General features: G+C 31.8%; 20 protein-coding genes. 5 read left to right on the forward strand and 15 right to left on the reverse strand.

All coding sequences use genetic code 11. The features are described from left to right. Positions 1-37 precede the first annotated feature (37 nt). Both SJY43_RS15705 and SJY43_RS15710 read left to right on the forward strand, forming a co-directional pair. Positions 38-928: a DMT family transporter gene (locus SJY43_RS15705; RefSeq protein ID WP_396601685.1), complete on the forward strand. Its 891-nt coding sequence runs from the start codon at positions 38-40 to the stop codon at positions 926-928. 70 nt (positions 929-998) lie between these two features. Next, a complete protein-coding gene (locus SJY43_RS15710; RefSeq protein WP_396601686.1) occupies positions 999-1,217 on the forward strand; it encodes a PLD nuclease N-terminal domain-containing protein in 219 nt (72 codons plus the stop codon). 210 nt (positions 1,218-1,427) lie between these two features. On the opposite strand, the gene SJY43_RS15715 is transcribed toward SJY43_RS15710, so the two are convergent. Both SJY43_RS15715 and rimO read right to left on the reverse strand, forming a co-directional pair. Next, complete coding sequence (locus tag SJY43_RS15715; RefSeq protein WP_396601687.1) at positions 1,428-2,117, reverse strand: peptidoglycan DD-metalloendopeptidase family protein; 690 nt, start codon at positions 2,115-2,117, stop codon at positions 1,428-1,430. Between the two features lie 140 nt (positions 2,118-2,257). Continuing rightward, a complete protein-coding gene (rimO, locus tag SJY43_RS15720; RefSeq protein WP_396601688.1) occupies positions 2,258-3,562 on the reverse strand; it encodes a 30S ribosomal protein S12 methylthiotransferase RimO in 1,305 nt (434 codons plus the stop codon). 210 nt (positions 3,563-3,772) lie between these two features. Between rimO and SJY43_RS15725 the strand changes: the two genes are divergently transcribed. Further along, a complete protein-coding gene (locus SJY43_RS15725) occupies positions 3,773-4,849 on the forward strand; it encodes a serine hydrolase domain-containing protein (protein WP_396601689.1) in 1,077 nt (358 codons plus the stop codon). A gap of 378 nt (positions 4,850-5,227) precedes the next feature. Here the strand turns inward: SJY43_RS15725 and ftsY are convergent, their stop codons facing one another. The 8 genes from ftsY to SJY43_RS15765 all read right to left on the reverse strand — a co-directional run bounded on the left by ftsY (position 5,228) and on the right by SJY43_RS15765 (position 10,361). Continuing rightward, on the reverse strand, positions 5,228-6,202 hold the full coding sequence (ftsY, locus tag SJY43_RS15730) for a signal recognition particle-docking protein FtsY (protein ID WP_396601690.1): 975 nt from the start codon (positions 6,200-6,202) through the stop codon (positions 5,228-5,230). Between the two features lie 234 nt (positions 6,203-6,436). Next, complete coding sequence (locus SJY43_RS15735; RefSeq protein ID WP_150936997.1) at positions 6,437-6,589, reverse strand: DUF4295 domain-containing protein; 153 nt, start codon at positions 6,587-6,589, stop codon at positions 6,437-6,439. Positions 6,590-6,635: 46 nt separating this feature from the next. Continuing rightward, entirely contained in the window at positions 6,636-6,818 is a 183-nt protein-coding gene (rpmG, locus tag SJY43_RS15740; RefSeq protein ID WP_072764828.1) for a 50S ribosomal protein L33, read from the reverse strand. 26 nt (positions 6,819-6,844) lie between these two features. Then, the gene (gene rpmB / locus SJY43_RS15745) at positions 6,845-7,081 is read right to left on the reverse strand and encodes a 50S ribosomal protein L28 (protein ID WP_092852938.1); all 237 of its coding nucleotides are present in this window, start codon (positions 7,079-7,081) and stop codon (positions 6,845-6,847) included. 82 nt (positions 7,082-7,163) lie between these two features. After that, on the reverse strand, positions 7,164-8,414 hold the full coding sequence (locus SJY43_RS15750; protein ID WP_396601691.1) for a competence/damage-inducible protein A: 1,251 nt from the start codon (positions 8,412-8,414) through the stop codon (positions 7,164-7,166). Beyond that, the gene (locus SJY43_RS15755) at positions 8,414-8,755 is read right to left on the reverse strand and encodes an Hpt domain-containing protein (RefSeq protein WP_396601692.1); all 342 of its coding nucleotides are present in this window, start codon (positions 8,753-8,755) and stop codon (positions 8,414-8,416) included. Before SJY43_RS15755 ends, SJY43_RS15750 begins: the two co-directional genes overlap by 1 nt. Beyond that, positions 8,756-9,367: a fumarylacetoacetate hydrolase family protein gene (locus tag SJY43_RS15760; protein ID WP_396601693.1), complete on the reverse strand. Its 612-nt coding sequence runs from the start codon at positions 9,365-9,367 to the stop codon at positions 8,756-8,758. It abuts the gene before it with no gap. Positions 9,368-9,584: 217 nt separating this feature from the next. Beyond that, positions 9,585-10,361: an exonuclease domain-containing protein gene (locus tag SJY43_RS15765; protein WP_396601694.1), complete on the reverse strand. Its 777-nt coding sequence runs from the start codon at positions 10,359-10,361 to the stop codon at positions 9,585-9,587. 57 nt (positions 10,362-10,418) lie between these two features. On the opposite strand from SJY43_RS15765, the gene SJY43_RS15770 reads away from it, so the two are divergent. Further along, complete coding sequence (locus tag SJY43_RS15770; protein ID WP_396601695.1) at positions 10,419-11,069, forward strand: glutaredoxin domain-containing protein; 651 nt, start codon at positions 10,419-10,421, stop codon at positions 11,067-11,069. 56 nt (positions 11,070-11,125) lie between these two features. On the opposite strand, the gene SJY43_RS15775 is transcribed toward SJY43_RS15770, so the two are convergent. The 4 genes from SJY43_RS15775 to recR form a co-directional block, all read right to left on the reverse strand. Beyond that, positions 11,126-11,935 carry a hypothetical protein gene (locus tag SJY43_RS15775; protein ID WP_396601696.1) on the reverse strand — a complete coding sequence of 270 codons (810 nt, stop codon included), beginning with the start codon at positions 11,933-11,935 and terminating at the stop codon, positions 11,126-11,128. A gap of 91 nt (positions 11,936-12,026) precedes the next feature. Further along, positions 12,027-13,355, reverse strand: coding sequence for a dihydrolipoamide acetyltransferase family protein (locus SJY43_RS15780; RefSeq protein WP_396601697.1), 1,329 nt, complete (start codon positions 13,353-13,355; stop codon positions 12,027-12,029). 86 nt (positions 13,356-13,441) lie between these two features. Then, on the reverse strand, positions 13,442-14,536 hold the full coding sequence (locus SJY43_RS15785; protein ID WP_396601698.1) for a glycosyltransferase family 2 protein: 1,095 nt from the start codon (positions 14,534-14,536) through the stop codon (positions 13,442-13,444). Between the two features lie 12 nt (positions 14,537-14,548). Further along, on the reverse strand, positions 14,549-15,166 hold the full coding sequence (recR, locus tag SJY43_RS15790) for a recombination mediator RecR (protein ID WP_396601699.1): 618 nt from the start codon (positions 15,164-15,166) through the stop codon (positions 14,549-14,551). 154 nt (positions 15,167-15,320) lie between these two features. Between recR and SJY43_RS15795 the strand changes: the two genes are divergently transcribed. Then, positions 15,321-16,781 carry a sodium:solute symporter gene (locus SJY43_RS15795; RefSeq protein WP_396601700.1) on the forward strand — a complete coding sequence of 487 codons (1,461 nt, stop codon included), beginning with the start codon at positions 15,321-15,323 and terminating at the stop codon, positions 16,779-16,781. Here the strand turns inward: SJY43_RS15795 and SJY43_RS15800 are convergent. Beyond that, positions 16,752-17,114 (reverse strand): CoA-binding protein, encoded by a 363-nt coding sequence (locus tag SJY43_RS15800; protein WP_396601701.1) that lies wholly within the window; start codon positions 17,112-17,114, stop codon positions 16,752-16,754. The genes SJY43_RS15795 and SJY43_RS15800 overlap by 30 nt on opposite strands. Between the last annotated feature and the right edge of the window lie 92 nt (positions 17,115-17,206).

Raw genomic sequence — 17,206 nt, forward strand, 5'->3', positions numbered from 1 at the left:
TTTTAATTTTATATGTTTGAACAAAAAATTAAAAGGAATGAAAAACCAAAAAATGGCATATTTTTATGCTATATGTGCCGTACTAGTTTGGTCTTCAGTAGCGTCTGCATTTAAAATATCTTTAAGATATTTAGATTTCTTACAGCTCTTGCTTTTCTCTGGGCTAATTTCGTGCGTCGTTCTTCTTATTATACTATTTGCAAAAAATGAATTTAGAGAATTGTCTAAGTTTACTTTTAAAGAGTACTTGAGTTCGGCAGTTCTTGGTTTACTTAATCCATTCCTGTATTATATTTTGCTATTTAAAGCTTATTCCCTTTTACCTGCTCAAGAGGCTCAGCCTCTTAATTATACTTGGCCCATTATGTTAGTACTATTATCGATTCCAATACTTAATCAAAAAATAAATATAAAAAGTATAATTTCTATAATAATTAGTTTTTTTGGTGTACTAATAATATCAACACAAGGAGATGTTTTGGGATTCGGATTTACCAATTTGACTGGTGCACTTATAGCGCTTAGCTCAGCCATTATTTGGGCTCTATTTTGGATTTTCAATATAAAAGACAAACGAAAAGATCTACCAAAGCTTTTTTTGAATTTTCTTTTTGGGATTATTTACATTTTTATAGCTACAATTTCATTTTCGAAAATTGGAGTTCCTCATATAAATGGTATACTCGGCGCAAGTTATATTGGGCTTTTTGAAATGGGTATAACCTTCGTACTTTGGTCTAAAGCACTAGATTTGTCTGTTTCTACAGCTAAAGTAAGTAAGTTTATTTTTTTAGTCCCATTTCTTTCGTTGGTCATCGTTTATTTTGTTCTAGATGAAGACATTTATTTATCAACAATAATAGGTTTGTTTTTTATTGTACTTGGAATATTATTAGAACAAATTAAAAAAGTAAAAAATAAAATATAATCTGCGCTTAACATTTTATAAAATATTTCTTTAATTTAGGAAAAACGAAATTCTAATAAAAAACGGAATTATGACACACTTCGGAGCAATTGGAACTTGGCAAACAATCACAATATTGTTTATTCTATTAGTGGGAATTATACCAACCATTGTTGCGTTAATTGATATTTTAAAAAATAAATTTAAAGGGAATAATAAATTGATTTGGGTTTTGGTTGTTCTTTTGTTTAATTTTTTTGGTGCAATTATATATTTCTTAATTGGAAAAGAGCAAAAAATACAAGCATAACAAGTAAATGAAATTGATTGAAGCTACAAACCCTGAATTAAATAATAGAAAGATATTTAAGCTACTTATTTGAAATTTACTCAAGTGGAATTTTAAACTGATTGAAAAATGAAAATGCTTGGTTTATTTTTTCGATTTTTTTTTTGAGTTTTAAAAAGTAAAAACCGAAAAATCATATTGCTGAATTCTCAAAAACCAAGTAAACTATTATTATAATAACTTCAACATCAAATTAGGATTAGGGCAATTACTTTTATAAAAGTCTAAATCGGTTTTACTACAAACTCCCGGATAGTCTCCTTTAAAATCTTGAATATCTTTAATTATTTGAAAATGCAAATGTGGTGGATAATCGCCATTTACCGTAGCATCACCTAAAGTTGCTATTTGTTGGCCTTTAGAAAACAATTGTCCTACTTTTAAATTTTTAATAGATCCTAAACTTAAATGCCCGAAAAGTGTGTAAAACTCAACATTATTAATATGATGCTTTAGCATTATTGTGGGACCATAATCACCATAATTGGTGTTGTTTTTAAAGCTATGCACAGTTCCTTCTAGAGGCGCGTAAATTGGTGTTTCAGCATCGCACCATAAATCGGTAGCTATATGAATATTACGAGCTTCTTCAGCTTGACTATTAAAATGTTTACTCCTGTTATAAATATTTCTAACTTCTAAATAGCCGCCATAAGCCACTTGAGCATCATGGGTTTTAAGATGATTATTTACAAACTTTCCTAGTTTAGATGATGAAGACACATCTATAGTATTAAGAGTTTCGTTTGATTCAGATATGTCTATAGGTATGTATTTATCTTTTGGAATAGTTGCATCCAAAACATAAAGCGGTTTTGAGCTTATAGTATTTATAAATTCTGAAAATTGATTAAGTGACATAGTTTCAAAAATAAGAAACTTTATGAACCTGTCGACGAGCTAAGGAAACAATGATGATACTATTCAGCTTAATAGTTTATTACAAAGTAAAGGTTCTCGATACATCCCGATGAAAAATCGTGACACTCGAACTGACAAATCTAATTTACCACTTCGCCATAAAGGTCAAAATCTTCCGCTTCAATTATTTTTACTGTAGTATATTCACCAGTTTTTAAATAGGTTTTAGTCGCATCAATTAAAACTTCGTTATCTACATCTGGCGAATCAAACTCGGTTCTACCAACAAAATAATTTCCTTCTTTTCTATCTACAACCACTTTAAACTCCTGGCCTATTTTATTTTGATTTAACTCCCAAGAAATCTGCGATTGAATTTCCATAATTTGGTTAGCTCTCTCAACCTTAACATCTTCCGGTACATCATCTTCTAAATTATAGGCATGCGTGTTTTCCTCGTGAGAATAGGTAAAACAGCCCAAACGTTCAAAACGCATATCGGTAACCCATTGTTTTAATTCTTGAAAATGTGCTTCGGTTTCTCCAGGATATCCAACAATAAGCGTGGTTCTAATGGTCATTTCTGGAACAGCTTCTCTAAACTGAGAAATTAATTTGGTGGTTTTTTCTTTTGTTGTTCCACGACGCATACTTTTTAAAATATCGTCTGAAATATGCTGTAAAGGAATATCTAAATAATTGCAAACTTTAGGTTCGCGCTTCATAACATCTAACACATCCAACGGAAAACCTGTTGGAAAAGCATAATGTAAACGAATCCATTCAACTCCTTCCACCTTTACTAAAGCCTCAAGTAACTCGGCTAGGTTTCGTTTTTTGTATAAATCGAGTCCGTAATAGGTTAAATCTTGAGCAATCAAAATCAATTCTTTTACGCCGTTAGCTGCAAGCTTTTCGGCTTCAATAACAATCTCTTCTATAGGCGTACTTCTATGTTTTCCGCGCATAATTGGAATCGCACAAAACGAACATGGCCTATCGCAACCTTCTGCAATTTTTAAATAAGCATAATTCTTAGGTGTTGTAGTTAAACGCTCACCAATTAATTCATGTTTATAATCTGCGCCTAGAGCTTTTAATAAGCCTGGTAACTCGGTCGTACCAAAATACTCGTCAACATTTGGGATTTCTTTTACTAAATCTGGTTTATAACGTTCACTTAAACACCCTGTAACAAACACTTTATCTACTTCGCCTTCGTCCTTTTTCTTAACATACTCCAAAATAGTGTTTACACTCTCTTCTTTTGCGTTGTTAATAAAACCGCAGGTATTAATTACCACAATATTACCATCTTCTTCGTGTGCAACGTCCTTACCATTAGCTTTTAATTGCCCCATTAACACCTCACTATCGTAAACATTTTTACTACAACCAAGGGTTACTACATTAATCTTGTTTTTCTTTAAAGTCTTTGTGCGCATACTATCTATAAATCAGGGCGCAAAGATACGTAATGATTTAAGATTAACGAATGTTGAATTAGGATGATTAATAAACTTAATTTTATCAGATTAGATTGCCATTTTCACATGAATAACAATTTCAGCCAAAACGTCTTGGCTAAACCGCCTAGCTTTTATTTTAATTAAACCTTTCATATATTTGAAAGTCCTAAATTGAAACCTCTACTTATGAAACCTAAATTTTATATTTCAATACTCTTTGTTTTTTTAATTTTCAGCTGTTCATCTAATGAATCTAAAGAAGACGAAGAAGAACAAGTTAATGATGAACTTTACTTCCCATCTTTAACTTCTGATACTTGGGAAACTAAATTTATTGCTGATTTAAATTGGAATGAAAGTGAATTAGAATCTTTACTTGATTACCTAGAAGAAAAAAACACGAAAAGTTTTATAGTACTTCATAACGGAAAAATTGTTTTGGAGGAATATATGAATGATCATGATGCAACAAAAGCTTGGTATTGGGCAAGTGCTGGCAAAACCTTAACAACTGCTGTTTCTGGAATTGCTCAAGATGAAGGGTTAATAAATATAAACAATAAAGTTTCAGATTATTTAGGGACTGGTTGGACAAGCGCTACTTTAGAAAAAGAAAATTTAATTACTTGTAAAAACCTGTTATCTATGAACTCTGGTTTGGATGATACCACAGGTGATGATGTTTCTCCTGCAAACTTGCAATACATTGCCGATGCTGGTTCACGTTGGGCATACCACAATGTGTATGTAAAAATGCAAGACGTTATTGCCGAAGCCAGCAACCAAGATTGGTCTGATTTTTTTAACACTAGTCTAAGAGATAAAATAGGTATGACTGGGCAATGGATTAATTTAGGAGACCTTAGTGTGTATTGGAGTAATGCGAGAAGCATGGCGCGTTTTGGCCTTTTAACATTGGCTAAAGGAAAATGGGAAACTACCCAAATTATTCCAGAAAGTTTTTTAAACGAGGCTACAAATACGTCTCAAAATATAAATGAAGCCTATGGCTACATGTGGTGGTTAAACGGAAAAGGCAGCTATCACTTACCATCTACGCAAGTTGAGTTTAATGGCAAGTTAATCCCTAATGCTCCGGATGACATGTATGCGGCATTGGGAAAAAATGACCAAAAAATTTATGTTGTTCCAAGTCAAGATTTAGTAATTATTAGAATGGGTGAAGCTGCTGATGATGATACGTTTGCACTTTCTTCTTTCGATAATGATTTATGGGCAAAAATTAATGCTTTAGTTGATTAATTATAAGGGTAAAAACTATGTATAAACTGATAAACAAAACCCTCTATAAAAGAATACAAAACTAAAACAACAAATATTGGCAATACCGTTTCTAGCTCAAATCTTTTATTCCTAATCAAATAATAACATCTCATAGAAATTATAAAAAAGAACGGGAATAAAAAATAAGTAGGAAACCTAACGTAATCTATTAAAGATCCTGGTATTAAAGGGTTTGTCAGGTCAAATGGAATTTTAATGTATGTAAATAATAGGTCTAAAGCTTTAAATACTGAATATGTTAAAGAGGCAAATATTAAAATTCTTAATGTTTTCTCATTTTTAAAATGATTCAATACTTAAGTTTTAATAATGATATTTCAAGCCTTAGCTGGAATTTTATTTAAAAAAAGAATCTACAAACTCGTATTTATTAAAGACTTGTAAATCTTCAATACCCTCACCTACTCCAATATATTTTACAGGAATTTTAAATTGGTCTGAAATACCAATAACCACACCACCTTTTGCAGTACCATCTAATTTAGTTACAGCTAACGAGGTTACTTCTGTTGCTGCCGTAAACTGCTTAGCTTGCTCGAATGCATTTTGCCCTGTAGAGCCGTCTAAAACTAATAATACATCATGTGGTGCATCTCCAACCACCTTTTGCATAACGCGCTTTACTTTAGTAAGCTCGTTCATTAAGTTTATTTTATTGTGTAAACGACCTGCTGTGTCTATAATAATAACATCGGCTTCTTGATTTACTCCAGACTCTAAAGCATCAAAAGCTACAGAAGCAGGATCACTTCCCATATCTTGACGTACCATTGGCACATCTACTCTATCTGCCCAAACCTGAAGTTGATCTATAGCTGCTGCTCTAAACGTATCGGCAGCACCTAGAACCACTTTTAAACCTTGTTTCTTAAATTGATAAGCTAACTTACCAATAGTTGTAGTTTTACCAACACCATTTACACCAACTACCATTAACACATATGGTGTTTTGGTTCCGTTTTCTTGTTTTGGCAATTCCGGAATGGTATATTCTGTTTCTTCTCCAGAGTTTGTTTCACTTAATAAGGCTGCAATTTCTTCTCGAAGAATTTTGTTTAGTTCATCGGTTCCTAAATATTTATCTTTAGATACGCGTGCTTCAATGCGCTCAATAACTTTTAACGTGGTATTTACACCAACATCACTAGATACTAAAACCTCTTCAAGATTATCTAAAACATCATCATCAACCTTAGATTTTCCGGCTACGGCTTTACTTAGCTTGCCTAAAAAACTGGTTTTAGTTTTCTCTAATCCTTTATCTAGGGTTTCCTTTTTTTCTGAGGAAAATATTTTTTTAAAAAAGCTCATTTTACTTTCTGGTTGGTTAATTTTAAACTAAAAGTGCGTTAGGGATTGCAGCGACATCCTTTTGCTTTTTTGCAAAAGATATAGCGGAAAGCCCGACCCCTGTGGTAACGCCCTAATAAATTAGAGTCAATTACCTTACCATAATGGACTTACTGTTATTATGGCAGATAAATATAAAATAAAAAAGCCGCTTTCGTATAGAAAGCAGCTTATAATATCTTGAAACAATGTATATTACTTTTTAGCTAAAAAGTCGTTTACTTGATCTGGACTCATTATAGACTCAACAAACATGTAAGCTCCTGTTTTTGGAGACTTAACCATTTTTATTGCTTTTGTTAATCTTTTAGATCCTGTTTGTAATGATGCTACTGATTTCTTTGCCATGACCTATATAGGGTATTATTTGAAATTTTTTTATTAAAATTTCTAATTATTTAATTTCTTTATGAACTGTCATACGTTTAAGGATAGGATTAAATTTTTTAATCTCCATTCTATCTGGCGTATTCTTTTTGTTTTTTGTTGTAATGTATCTTGAAGTTCCTGGTTTTCCAGACTCTTTGTGCTCTGTGCACTCTAAGATTACTTGTATTCTATTGCCTTTCTTTGCCATGTCTTATTCTTTATTAAATACAGCTATTATTTTAAAAATCCTTTAGATTTTGCATCTTTAATTGCTGCAGATATACCTATTTTATTGATAGTTTTTAATGCAGATGTAGAAACTTTTAAAGTTATCCAGCTATCTTCTTCTGGAATGTAAAAACGTTTCTTAACTAAATTCGCATGAAATTTGCGTTTAGTTTTGTTCATTGCATGAGACACATTGTTTCCAACCATGGCCTTCTTTCCTGTAAGTTCACAAACTCTTGACATTCTATATAACTTTAAATTCTTTGTTGCTTAAAATCGAGGTGCAAATATATAAAATCTTTACATTATGACAACTTAAATTTTATCAATTTTTAAAAATTTCTTTTAGCAGCATTTCTAGAGCTTTATTTACGGCTTTATTTATCACTTTTATTCGAGAATTTCCGAAGTTAAACTCCTGAGAAAAAACTCCTGTTTTATTAGCAATAGCGACAAACACGGTACCAACCTCGGCATTAGAATCTCCTTTTGTTGGCCCTGCATTTCCGGTAGTTGCAATAGCATAATCTGATTGAAATAATTGTTGTGCATTTTTTGCCATGGCCTCCGCTACTTGAGAACTTACAACAGAAAAAGCATCAATATCTGCTTTTGATACTTTTAAAACATTAATTTTTGATTGCGTTGAATAGGTTACTATTCCACCTTTAAAAAAGGCAGAGGCGCCAGAATGTGCAGTAAAGCGTTCTGCAACGGCTCCTCCTGTGCAACTTTCTGCGATGGCTAACGTTGTTCCAGATTTGGTAAGTTGTTTTGCAATAACAACCTCAACCGATCCATCTTCATCTTCTAAACCAGCAAATTCCTTTTTTATTAAAGGTATAACCTTATCTATTTGTTCTTGTACTTCTTTTATTAATGCTTTTTCATCAAACCCTTTTGTTGATAAACGCAAACGCATTTTACCCAAATTTGGTAAATATGCTAATTTAATATGTTTAGGTAATGCATCTTCCCAAGATTCTATTCTTGCAGCTAAAGCGCTTTCTCCCAAACCATAAACAAGCAAGGTTTTATGTAATATAAACGGACAGTTATATTTATCTTTTAATCGCGGAACAACTTGATATTCTATTAAGGCTTCCATTTCGTAAGGCACACCAGGTAAAGAAATAAATACTTTCTCCTCTTTTTCAATCCACATACCAGGAGCTGTACCCAACCTATTCATTAATACTTTTGCCTTAGATGGTACAAAAGCCTGATCTTTATTTACTTGAAGCAGCTGTGTTCTAACATGTTGCTTCCAAATACTCTCAATATTATCTAAAACCGATTGATCTCTAACTAATGTGTCGTTAAAATACTCTGCAAAGGTTTTTTTTGTAATATCGTCTTTTGTTGGCCCTAAACCTCCTGTGCAAATAACAATATCTACACGAGCTTCAGCATCCATTAAGGCTTGTAAAATATGCTTTTTATCGTCTTGAATAGAAGTAATTTGATAAACAGAAACACCAATTTTATTAAGCTGTTTAGCTATAAAAGTAGAATTGGTATCTACAACTTGCCCAATAAGAAGTTCGTCACCTATGGTGATAATTTCAGCTAACATTATAATTTAAAATCAGACTTCATTTCAGCACTAGCCTTTTCAACTGCCGAAAGTACAATTTCTAATTGTTCAGTAATATCTACATCTGTCTGGGTAAACTTTCCCCAATCCTGAACCTCTATTAGCTTATCTAACACACCTAGCTCAAACAAATCTACCGTAGGCTTCATTTTATGAGCTGCTTGGTAAGCTTCTTGATAATTATTTTCTGCCACAGCTTTTTTTAAACGCTCTGCATCTTCAGGTACTTCTTCTAAAAAAGCTTCGGCTAAAGCAGCTATAAAACTCTCATCGTTATCAGCTAACTCTCTTACTCTAAATAATTTATAATGTAACTCCATTTATTTAACTGTTATTGAAAACATCTCGGTATTTTCTATAAAACCTTTTAATTTATCATTAGCAACAACTTTGCCAACACCAGCCGGTGTACCTGTAAAGATAACATCTCCTATCTTTAAAGTAAAATATTTTGACACATATTCTATTAATTCATCAATTTTCCAAAGCATGTGGCTTGTATTTCCATTTTGTACAATATCATTGTTCTTTTTTAACGAAAACTCAAAATCATTAACATTTTCCACCGCACTTTTATCAATCCATTTACCAATAACCGCAGCACCATCAAAAGATTTTGCTTTTTCCCAAGGTAATCCTTTAGCCTTTAGCGCACTCTGTAAATCTCTTGCAGTAAAATCAATACCCAATCCAATATCGTTATAATATTTATGTGCGAATTTTTTATCAATATGCTTTCCTACTCTATTAATTTTAACTAAAACCTCAACCTCATAATGCACATCATCAGAGAAATCTGGAATAAAAAACGGTTGCTTTTTTAAAAGAATAGCCGTGTCTGGTTTCAAAAAAACAACAGGATCTGTTGGTTTTTCATTTTGTAATTCATTAATATGTTCGGTGTAATTTCTACCGATGCAGATTAGTTTCATGTTTTTTTATTTTTCTATCACAAAGTCTCCAAGTCGCAAAGCATTAAAGTATATTTTAATTTGGGCGTTACCCCACCCTTCGTCTGCGCTCAGGGCAAGCGGTCGGCCTTTTTTTTACAAGTCCTCACTCGTACCTCGCTGTGGGCTTTTCTCTGCAATCCCTAACGAAAATATCCGCCAAAGTCAATTACTGATACTGAAAACTGCGACTTTCAATTTACCCCAATTTATTATTAAAACTCCTAAGCTTTATAGCCGTTAACACCTTTTTAGTATACAACGGAAAATCTGCATTTAACAACCAGCCAAAATACCCAGGCTCTTTTTCTAAAACCTCGGTTACTAACTTTCCTTTATGTTTTCCAAAAGAGAAACACTCTACTCCTTCTTTATTATAAGCTATAAAACCTGCAAAATCTGCAAACTTTTTTCGGGAGCTAAATTCGGCTAAAAATTTAGTGTCGTTTTCTAAATCTTCGTACTTATCTAACTGCGCTTTTAAAACCTCATAAGTTGCTTTTGTATCTGCTTCAGCGCTATGTGCATTTTCTAAACTTTCGTTGCAATAAAATTTATAAGCAGCACTTAAAGTTCGCTGTTCCATTTTATGAAAAATAGTTTGCACATCTACAGCTAAAGTGCTTTTCATATCAAAATCTACCTCAGCACGCAACATTTCTTCAGCTAATAGAGGAATATCAAAACGGTTAGAATTAAATCCACCCAAATCAGAATCCTTTATCATATTATAGATGTCCTTAGCCAATTCTTTAAAAGTAGGCTCGTTTGCAACTCTCTCATTAGAGACCCCATGTATTGCAACAACCTCTTCTGGGATATGCATTTCTGGATTTACCAACCAGGTTTTACTTTCTTCTGTACCGTTAGGAAACACTTTTAATATTGAAATTTCTACAATACGATCTTTAGTTATACTGATTCCTGTAGTTTCTAGGTCGAAAAAACAGATAGGCTTTGTTAAATTTAATTGCATTACTTGGTATGTTTATTGCAAATATACTTTTAAAATTTGTTTAAATTTGCAACACTTATGAATTCCAACTTAAAACTTTTATTTTTAGTTTTTCTATTTTTTAGCTCATGCTTTTTTTCTTTTTCTCAAAATGTTAATACGGGAAAAGTAATACTAGTTGAAAAACAAAATGGAAAACGTTTAGAGCTTTACGCAAAAAACACAGACAGTATTGGCTATGTGGTGTTTTTAAGAGTTACAACACAAGATTACAGACGAAGCAGCAACCGTCCAGTTCTAAAACCTATAGAGCCCAATAGCGAAACTCACTTGTTAACACTTATAAAATTAGCAGGAACGGCTGGGGACTATGAACACCAGTTTATTGTAAATGAAGTGAGCGCCAATCTTCAATTTAGAAAAGACGATGAGGACCTTCAAATAAATTTTGACGATGCTTTAAAAACTGCAAACATTACCATATATACATCTAATAATTGTAGTTTTTGTGAAGAAACTAAAAGCCTATTTAACGAAAACAAAATAGCATTTAAAGAAAGACATCTTGAAAAAGACAAAGTAATACTGACAAAAACATTAAAAGCATCTGGCAAATCAATCGAAAATATTGACAAAGAAATCTTTATAATTCAAATAGAATCTGATATTTACAGAGGTCTTGCTACGAAAAAACAACTTTTAGAAGTTCTACAAAAACATATTGAATAAAGTTTAAAGTAAAATAATCTTGTGTTTAACTATAAACACATTGAAGCTTTATATTTTTATCTTTCTTTTAAAAATTTATTTCTATGAAATTCCCAATCTGTATTATTAAATAAATCAGAAAAAGGCGTTGCAATAAAACCATATTTTATAAAGAACTCGCCATTTGGCTTTATTAAAACATAACTAAAGTTTTCATCCTTATAATTAAACAATTTCTTTATTACATTTCCATAGTCTTTATGCCATTTCAAACCTTGAATCTTATCGGAACCTCCATTATTTACTCCATAAAACATTAACAGCTCTACACTTTTTTTATAATCGTTATGATTCCATCTTATATACCCTCTATTTAATCTATGATAAGCTTTATAATTCCTTAAAGTTTTAATTTCCCCATTCTGTTTCTTCCATTGTTTACTAGTATAATACATAGAGCGAATATTACTAAAACTCCTCTTTTTCAAGGTATCTCCAACATTGCTAATAAGATAGATTTCATTCTTTAAAGGAAATTCAGATTTACTTTTCAAAGTATCTTTATAAAAACAAGACAGAATTTTAGTGGTATCAACTTCATGCCTTGATGATAACAACTTAAATAGTTGAGTTTTTACATCTCCCGATAATTTCCCAAAACAATAAAGTAACTTCAATTTCATTTCAACCAAGGTATCCGTTGTATACATAGTTGCTTCGTAGAAATCTTTCTCTATTTTATTCTTAAATCTCTCTTTGTTTATTTTAACGCCATCTAAATTAAAATATAATGTGTCAGATTGAGAAAATGCATTTGAAGAAAATAATGTGACACATAAAAAGGTACTAACTAAAAAGTGAACATTTTTGAAATAGATTATTCTCATTAAAACCAGATTAGTTCAACAACTATTCCTACAAAAATAAAAAAAACCCAACGGATTTACAGTCAGGTTTTACTTTATTTACGTTTATGCTTTATATTTCTCTATTAACATCCCAAGCTTCGAGGTAATCTGTAACCGCTTTCACGAACATACCTCCTAAGGCACCATTAACGACACGATGATCGTAAGAATGTGATAAAAACATTTTATAACGAATATCAATAAAATCACCTTGTTCAGTTTCTATTACAGCAGGTACTTTTCTAATAGCACCAAGTGCCAAAATACCGACTTGCGGTTGATTGATTATAGGTGTTCCCATTATACTCCCAAAAGTACCTACGTTAGTTACGGTATAAGTACCGCCTTGCGTATCGTCTGGTTTTAGTTTACCGCTTCTAGCACGATTGGCTAAATCGTTAACCTGTTTTGTCATCCCAACCAAGTTAAGCTGATCTGCATTTTTTATTACAGGAACAATAAGGTTACCGTCTGGTAAAGCTGCAGCCATACCTAAATTGATATTTTTCTTTTTAACTATTGTATCACCTTGAAGAGATATATTCATCATTGGATAATCTCGCAACGCCTTAGCAATAACTTCCATAAAGATAGGTGTAAACGTTAAGTTTTCACCTTCTCGTTTCATAAAACCATCCTTAACCTTCTTTCTCCAATTCCAAACATTAGTAACATCGGCCTCAATAAAACTCTGCACATGCGCAGATGTCTGTATAGAATCAACCATATGGTTTGCCACAAGCTTACCCATTCTAGTCATTTCTATAATCTCATCGTCTCCGCTAGAAATTACTATAGGTTTATCTACTTTAGGAGCTTCTACAACTTTGGTTTGAGCAACTGGTGCTTTAACCTCTGGAGCTACAGTCTGTTTCGAATCCCCTCTATTTTGTAAATAATCTAAAATATCATTTTTAGTTACACGAGCATCTTTTCCTGTTCCTGCAATTCCATCAAGTTCTTTTTGAGATAGCCCTTCTGCTTTTGCAATATTTTTTACCAATGGCGAATAGAAACGATCTCCACTAGAAGCAACCGGAGCAACAGCTTCTTTAGCTTTTACAATGGTTTGCTCTACTTGTTGAACAACTTCATTTTCAATTTTATCAATTTCAACTGAAACTTCGTTACTAGCATCTGCATTTAAGTCATCATCGCTTTCAGTTTCTATAATAGCTAAAACCTCACCTACTTGTACAACATCATCAACTTTAAAAAAACGTTCAACCAACACACCATCAACTTCACTAGGCACTTCGCTATCTACTTTATCTGTAGCAATTTCTAATACAGGATCGTCCATATCGATAGTATCACCAACATCTTTTAACCAAGATGTAATGGTTGCCTCTGCAACACTTTCCCCCATTTTTGGTAACCTAAGCTCAACCTTTGCCATATCAATAACGTAATGCTTGTTTTTTTAATTTATTTTGCAAAATTAGCAAAAATATTGCTATTATGCCTATTTATATCTATCAAAAACTACTGCAACTCTATAATTTTACCTTGACTAAATCCATCATTACTACCAATAATAAAATTAGACTTATTTGGTAATATTTTATAAGTTATCTCTTTTTCAGAACATTGCATAAACTCAATAATTTCTTTATAACTAAATATATTAGCATCAAAAATTATTTCTGAATTTGGCTTTACATCATTTAGTTGTGTCTGTAAAACCACTTTTTTATTTAATGCGTCTTCAATACTTTGATTCGACTTATCTGAAACAAAAATGTACTCTGATACGTTATTAACTTTTACCTTTCGAATTCTTCTTAATATAAAAGCCAGTTTTATTCCTAACCAAACTACCATATCAAAAAATAAATTTTGCTTAAAATGTTTTTCGTAAAATATTTGCATCGCACCATAAAAGCGACGAGCATAATTTTTATCTCTTAATGTACTCTCACCTTTAAAATGAATAGCTGTGGTCTCGCCATAATAATAGTTGTTATATCCAGCTTTAAGTATTTTATATGACAAATCGATATCTTCGCCATACATAAAATAATCTTCGTCGAAACCTGCTACAGCATTATACACTTCTTTTTTAACAAGCATAAAAGCACCCACTAAAATATCAACTTCACCAATTTCATTTTGAGACAAATGGTTTGCATAATACAATTTAGAATCTCCAAGTATTTTTTTTAATGCTACATTAACACTAGGAATATTTCTTTTACTTTCTGGCAAAAACAACCCACTTCCATTTTTCAACTTACAGCCTACAATTCCTAATTCACTTTTATTTTTTGAGAATTCTAAAAGTTTTACAAACGTATCTTCTGCAACAACTGTATCAGGATTTAATATGCATAAATACTCACCCTTAGCTTGCAACACACCTATATTATTCCCTTTTGAAAACCCAAAGTTTTCTTTATTTTCTATTAGAGTAACATTTGGAAACAAGGTTTTTACCATGTTACAACTGCCATCTTCAGAGTTATTATCTACTACAATAATTTCCGCTTCAATTTTAGAAATTGCCGCTTCAACACTTCTAAGACATAGCTCCAAAAAGTATTGCACATTATAATTTAATATAATTATTGAGAGTTTCAAATATTGCTTGCTTTAAATTTTAATGGAAGATTCGAAAGGAATTCTATTAATTATACTTCTACCCAAGGTAATTTCATCTGCATATTCTAACTCATCACCAACTGAAATCCCTCTAGCAATTGTTGACGTTGTAACCTTGTAATCTTTAATTTGTTTGAAAATATAAAAATTAGTAGTATCCCCCTCCATAGTGGAACTTAAAGCAAAAATAAGTTCTGAAACTTCACCATCTTTTACTTTATTTACTAAAGATTCTATATTTAAATCATGTGGCCCAATGCCATCCATAGGCGAAATTTTACCTCCTAATACATGATATAGCCCCCTAAATGAACTTGTGTTTTCAATGGCCATAACGTCTCTTACATCTTCAACAACGCAAATTACACCTATACTACGCTTAGGGTTCGAACATATTTCACAAAGTTCAACATCACTAATGTTATGACATGATTTACAGAACTTTACATCATTACGCATGGTTTGCAAAGCTTCAGACAATGCTAAAGTTTGCTCCTTAGGCTGTCTTAACATATGCAATACTAAACGCAATGCTGTACGCTTACCAATACCTGGTAATTGTGACATTTCGTTTACTGCACGCTCCAATAACTTTGAGGAAAACTCCATATTTGCGAAATTACTATTTAGCCATGAAAATCACTAATTTTAAGTTACTCTTTTAAATCAACACTATATTTTTACCCTTATAAAACAACAATATGTTTAAGATACTTTTAATCAATTTATATTTGTATTTTCCAAACTTAAAAATTTAGTTTTTATGACAGCCACTCAAATCATGTTACTTATTGCAGCTTATTTTGTTGTTTTAGTCTTGATATCTTATTTTACTGGTAAGGAAGATAGCAACGATGCTTTTTTTAAAGCAAATAAATCTGCACCATGGTATTTAGTAGCTTTTGGAATGATAGGCGCATCGCTCTCTGGTGTTACTTTTATTTCTGTGCCAGGCATGATTGAAGGCCAACAATTTGCATACATGCAAGGTGTTCTTGGTTTTTTTGTTGGGTATTTATTCATTCTTTTTATTTTACTACCCATTTATTACAAACTTAACGTCACCTCTATTTATCAATATTTAGAACAACGTTTTGGAGTAATAAGTTATAAAACAGGTGCTTTTTTCTTTTTATTATCGCGAGTTACCGGTGCCTCGTTCAGGCTGTTTTTAGTTGCCTTAGCCATGCAATATATAGTTTTTGAAGATATAGGTATTCCGTTTTGGGCTACTGTAGTTATCTCCATTCTTTTAATTTGGATTTACACTAATAGAGGCGGTATAAAAACTATTGTATGGACAGATACTTTGCAAACTCTAGCCATGTTAACCTCTGTTGGCGTTGCTATTTTCTTAATTACTAAAAAATTAGATTGGACGTATATGGAGTTTTTAAATTCTCCTGAGTTTTCAACTAAAGGAAAAATTTTCTTTTTTGACGATCCAATGGCAAGCACATATTTTTGGAAATATTTTATTGGTGGTATTTTTATTGCTATTGCTATGACAGGCTTAGATCAAGATATGATGCAAAAAAACTTAACCTGTAAAACACCAATAGAAGCTAAGAAAAACATGTTTACTATGGCTACATTGCTGGTGTTTGTTAACTTTTTCTTTTTATCGCTTGGCGCGTTATTGTTTATTTATGCTGATAAATTTGGATTGCAAGTACCAACAGTAGATGGCAGAGTTAGAACTGATTTATTATTCCCTGAAATTGCAATGAATCAAAACTTAGGTACTGCTTTAAGTGTAACGTTTATTATAGGTTTGATAGCTGCTGCATACTCTAGTGCCGATAGCGCATTAACATCTTTAACTACATCATTTTCTGTTGATTTTTTAAACATAGAAAAACTACCAAAAGAGACCCAAAAACCACTTCGAAAAAAAGTACATATTGGAGTTTCTATTTTATTAATAATTGTTGTTATAATTTTTAACAGTCTAGAAGGAAATGTGGTTAGTAACCTATTTAAATTTGCCACTTTTACTTATGGTCCATTACTTGGCTTGTTTGCTTTTGGTATTATGACTAAATATCAAATTAAAGACAACTACGTATGGCTAGTTGGTTTAGCATCTATAATTATAACTTTCGGGATTACCTTGTTACCAGAAAGCATTATAGGCACCTATAAGTTTCATTGGGAAATTTTACCAATAAATGGTTTAATTACCTTTTTAGGGTTAATATTGATTCGTAGAAAGCAACACTAACGTACAAGCCGCCTCAAAAGCAATATTATTTTCTTCTAGAATTTTATATAATTCTGGGTTTTCTGTTCCAGGGTTAAAAATAACGCGCTCTGGTTTTAGCGACAAAATATAGTTATAGTATTCTTTTTGCCTTTGAGGATTTAGGTACAATGTTATTGAATGTACATCTTTATAAGGCAATAAATCTGTATCAATTTGTACACCAGATACTTCACCAGCTCTTAAACCAAAGGCCACAGTTTCTATTTTATTAGAAACCAATCGTTGTATAGCGTAATTAGAATATCTATTTGATTTTAAAGATGCTCCAAGCACCAATGTTTTTTTATTCATATGTTAAAAAAGTTAAAAGCATGTTAATATATGCTAAATAAAGTAACAGAAGTTAAAAATTTTCGTCTCTTATGTAATATCAATCAAAAAAT

It is taken from the genome of Algibacter sp. R77976 (genome assembly GCF_044594645.1).
Lineage (GTDB): Bacteria > Bacteroidota > Bacteroidia > Flavobacteriales > Flavobacteriaceae > Algibacter_B.

Coding starts and splice junctions, on each gene's coding strand:
- SJY43_RS15705 (WP_396601685.1), top strand. CDS start 38: ATGAAAAACCAAAAAATGGCATATTTTTATGCTATATGTGCCGTACTA.
- SJY43_RS15710 (WP_396601686.1), top strand. CDS start 999: ATGACACACTTCGGAGCAATTGGAACTTGGCAAACAATCACAATATTG.
- SJY43_RS15715 (WP_396601687.1), bottom strand. CDS start 2,117: ATGTCACTTAATCAATTTTCAGAATTTATAAATACTATAAGCTCAAAA.
- rimO (WP_396601688.1), bottom strand. CDS start 3,562: ATGCGCACAAAGACTTTAAAGAAAAACAAGATTAATGTAGTAACCCTT.
- SJY43_RS15725 (WP_396601689.1), top strand. CDS start 3,773: ATGAAACCTAAATTTTATATTTCAATACTCTTTGTTTTTTTAATTTTC.
- ftsY (WP_396601690.1), bottom strand. CDS start 6,202: ATGAGCTTTTTTAAAAAAATATTTTCCTCAGAAAAAAAGGAAACCCTA.
- SJY43_RS15735 (WP_150936997.1), bottom strand. CDS start 6,589: ATGGCAAAGAAATCAGTAGCATCATTACAAACAGGATCTAAAAGATTA.
- rpmG (WP_072764828.1), bottom strand. CDS start 6,818: ATGGCAAAGAAAGGCAATAGAATACAAGTAATCTTAGAGTGCACAGAG.
- rpmB (WP_092852938.1), bottom strand. CDS start 7,081: ATGTCAAGAGTTTGTGAACTTACAGGAAAGAAGGCCATGGTTGGAAAC.
- SJY43_RS15750 (WP_396601691.1), bottom strand. CDS start 8,414: ATGTTAGCTGAAATTATCACCATAGGTGACGAACTTCTTATTGGGCAA.
- SJY43_RS15755 (WP_396601692.1), bottom strand. CDS start 8,755: ATGGAGTTACATTATAAATTATTTAGAGTAAGAGAGTTAGCTGATAAC.
- SJY43_RS15760 (WP_396601693.1), bottom strand. CDS start 9,367: ATGAAACTAATCTGCATCGGTAGAAATTACACCGAACATATTAATGAA.
- SJY43_RS15765 (WP_396601694.1), bottom strand. CDS start 10,361: ATGCAATTAAATTTAACAAAGCCTATCTGTTTTTTCGACCTAGAAACT.
- SJY43_RS15770 (WP_396601695.1), top strand. CDS start 10,419: ATGAATTCCAACTTAAAACTTTTATTTTTAGTTTTTCTATTTTTTAGC.
- SJY43_RS15775 (WP_396601696.1), bottom strand. CDS start 11,935: ATGAGAATAATCTATTTCAAAAATGTTCACTTTTTAGTTAGTACCTTT.
- SJY43_RS15780 (WP_396601697.1), bottom strand. CDS start 13,355: ATGGCAAAGGTTGAGCTTAGGTTACCAAAAATGGGGGAAAGTGTTGCA.
- recR (WP_396601699.1), bottom strand. CDS start 15,166: ATGGAGTTTTCCTCAAAGTTATTGGAGCGTGCAGTAAACGAAATGTCA.
- SJY43_RS15795 (WP_396601700.1), top strand. CDS start 15,321: ATGACAGCCACTCAAATCATGTTACTTATTGCAGCTTATTTTGTTGTT.
- SJY43_RS15800 (WP_396601701.1), bottom strand. CDS start 17,114: ATGAATAAAAAAACATTGGTGCTTGGAGCATCTTTAAAATCAAATAGA.